Annotated in this window: 3 protein-coding genes; 2 read left to right on the forward strand and 1 reads right to left on the reverse strand. The window is 43.0% G+C overall.

The window, feature by feature from the left end; genetic code table 11:
• Window positions 1–67: 67 nt before the first annotated feature.
• A complete protein-coding gene (locus AC1DPZ_RS24530) occupies window positions 68–430 on the reverse strand; it encodes a hypothetical protein (RefSeq protein WP_477408407.1) in 363 nt (120 codons plus the stop codon).
• A gap of 192 nt (window positions 431–622) precedes the next feature.
• On the opposite strand from AC1DPZ_RS24530, the gene AC1DPZ_RS24535 reads away from it, so the two are divergent.
• Both AC1DPZ_RS24535 and pgmB read left to right on the forward strand, forming a co-directional pair.
• The gene (locus tag AC1DPZ_RS24535) at window positions 623–2,485 is read left to right on the forward strand and encodes a glycoside hydrolase family 13 protein (protein WP_477408409.1); all 1,863 of its coding nucleotides are present in this window, start codon (window positions 623–625) and stop codon (window positions 2,483–2,485) included.
• Window positions 2,486–2,529: 44 nt separating this feature from the next.
• The coding region (gene pgmB, locus AC1DPZ_RS24540; protein WP_477408411.1) for a beta-phosphoglucomutase at window positions 2,530–3,140 on the forward strand (611 nt) is incomplete at its 3' end.

Genomic DNA, 3,140 nt, shown 5'->3' on the forward strand with positions numbered 1-3,140 from the left:
ATACAATATTAACGCAATAAGTTTATATTAGTTCAATATAAAAGCAATATGAAATTAATCTAAATTACTATACACTAACGGTGCATAAACGATCATGCAGGATGTGGTTCAATTCCAGCATTACAAAAGTGCCTTCTAAAAGCTCTTTAAGGGCGATGATCTGTAAAAGGGATAAAACATAGCAATGATCACAGGCGCAGATGAAAATGATCTCCACATCCGGATCTTTGGTAGTGTTTAACAGGGCATGCTCAATATCTATATGATAAACGGCTTTACGGAGTTTCAGCAAACAACGATAATCAAACCTGGCAACTTTACCGGCAAAATCAACATACCAGCAGCGCTCTTCGTCGCATTGATAAATGGCACCTTTGGCTGTTTTAAAAACATCAGTCCATTGGGTTGTTAGGGTGGGAGTTGCAATCATATAACGTTGCAAATATCGCCATTGTTTATAATTAATCCAAATAAGATTAAACTTTTTTTTGATCCGCGGTTTATCCATATCAATAATTATTAAAATTTTCGCACAACAAATCAATTTTATTATAAATTTGGAACGCCGATGCTGGTCACAAACCCGTTACGCAGCCAATTATATTTTTTGACCTGTTTCCATATGAAAAAAACTTTGCTTTTTACCTTGTGCAGTGTTATGCTTGCATTGGGCGCAATGGCTCAGATACCCGCTTTAGAGCGTATAGAGCCCATGTTTTGGTGGGTGGGTATGAGCAATCCCAATCTTCAGCTCGTTGTTCATGGCAATAATATTGCAAGCTGCAATGTGACTTTAAATTACCCCGGTGTTAAGCTTAAAGCAGTGCACAAAGTCGAAAATCCAAATTATTTATTCCTCGATCTGCAGATTTTTTCATCTGCACGTCCGGGAACGTTCCCGATAAAGTTCAACAGAGCCGGGCAAAAGGGCATTGTTTATGAATATGCGCTTAAAAATCGCGACAAATCTGCCGGCCGGATACAGGGCGTAACCAGCAAGGATCTGATCTACCTGATTATGCCCGACCGCTTCAGTAACGGCGACGAAAGCAACGACTCCTTTGATAGCATGCGCGAGAAAGGTGTGCACCGCGACTCGATGTACAGCCGCCATGGCGGCGATCTGCAGGGCATAATGAACCACCTGGATTATTTGAAAGGTTTGGGCGTAACAGCTATATGGTTAACACCAGAAATTGAGAACGATGAGCCGCATGCTTCATACCACGGTTATGCCGTTACCGATTATTATAAGATAGACCCACGCTATGGCACCAATGAACTGTACAAAAAGTTTGTCGAGAAATGCCATGCCAGGGGTTTAAAGGTGATTAAAGATCTTGTACACAATCATGCCGGTACCGAAGGCTATACCATTATGGATATGCCGATGAAAAGTTGGGTACACCAGTGGCCAATCTATACCAAATCAAATTTCAGGGATGCTGCTGTGATGGATCCGCATGCCTCACCGATGGACCGTAAACTGATGGCCGATGGCTGGTTTGACCACCGGATGGCCGATATGAACCAGAATAATACTTACGTTCAAAATTATTTAACTCAAAACCACATCTGGTGGGTAGAGTATGCCGGTATAGATGGTTTCCGTTTGGATACCTATCCTTATAATGATCCTATTTACATGGCTAAATGGGCACAGGATGTTAAAGCCGAATTTCCCAAGCTTTCGATATTTGGCGAAACCCTGGTATGGTCCGCTGCCAACCAGGCCTTTTTTACACAGGGCAATACGGTTAACCGCGGTATGGATACACACTTGCCTGGTGTAACCGATGCCGTACTTAAGGATGCCATTTATGAGGCGATTAATGGCAACGACGGCTGGGTGGATGGTGTTGGTCGCCTTTATTCCGTAATAGCACAGGATTTTTTATACCAGGATGCCACCCGCAATACCATATTTATGGATAACCACGATATGAGTCGTTTACTATCTATGGTGAAAGAAGATTTTACCAAATACAAATCGGCGATGGCAATGTTGTTAACCATGCGTGGTGTACCGCAATTATATTATGGTGATGAGATCCTGATGAAAAACTATTCCGATCCGGATGGTTTGGTTCGCGAGGATTTTCCTGGTGGCTGGAAAGGTGATAAAGACAACAAATTTATTGCCGATGGCAGGAGTAAAAAAGAAAACGAAGCCTATAACTATGTAAGCAAACTGGCTAACTACCGCAAAGGAACAACCGCCCTGCAAACCGGTAAACTGATGCAGTTTGTACCCGAAAAAGGCATTTATGTTTATTTTAGGTACGATGCTGCAAAAACGGTGATGATTATATTTAACAGCGGCGAAAAAGAGCAAACCACCACTACCGAAAGGTATTTTGAACGCATAGGCGATGCCAAAAAGGCCCGCAATGTGATTACCGATGAGCCGGTTGACCTGGCGCAGGTTACCGTACCAGGCAAAACGGCATTGGTGCTGGAGATTTTACCCGGCCATACTCATTAAAACTATATCTTAGTGGCTTTATGTCACGTACTTAAAAATTAAAAATGAACAATATTAAAGCTTGTATTTTCGATTTGGATGGTGTAATTGTAGATACAGCTGTTTATCATTATAAAGCCTGGAGAAGGTTGGCAAATTCATTAGGGTTCGATTTTACAGAGCACCAGAACGAACAATTGAAAGGTGTAAGCCGTGTGCGCTCACTTCAACTTATCTTAGGCTGGGGCGGAGTTACCAAAACTAAAGAAGAGCAGGAGGTTTTGGCGACACAAAAAAACACCTGGTACATGGAAATGGTGAACCAGATGAAACCTGATGAGATACTGCCCGGCGCAAAGGAGTTTGTGGAAACATGCCGTAAGGCCGGTATTAAAATAGCATTAGGATCGGCCAGTAAAAACTCCATGACCATACTCAACAAAACAGGGATCACCAACCTGTTTGATGCGGTTATTGATGGTAACAAAGTAAGCAAGGCCAAACCCGATCCGGAAGTATTTTTACAGGGCGCAAAAGAATTAGGCGTTGAACCCGGGGAGTGCGTGGTATTTGAAGACGCCATTGCCGGGGTTGAAGCAGCCAAAGCCGGCGGTATGAAAGTAGTTGGCATAGGCCAGCCCGGCGTACTGGATGCCGACCTAGTGATAAGCGGTTT

Source organism: Mucilaginibacter sp. P4_G9, from assembly GCF_056400985.1.

What these genes read in the sequence shown, in the direction of transcription:
- AC1DPZ_RS24530 (WP_477408407.1), bottom strand. Translation starts at nt 430, where the DNA reads ATGATTGCAACTCCCACCCTAACAACCCAATGGACTGATGTTTTTAAA.
- AC1DPZ_RS24535 (WP_477408409.1), top strand. Translation starts at nt 623, where the DNA reads ATGAAAAAAACTTTGCTTTTTACCTTGTGCAGTGTTATGCTTGCATTG.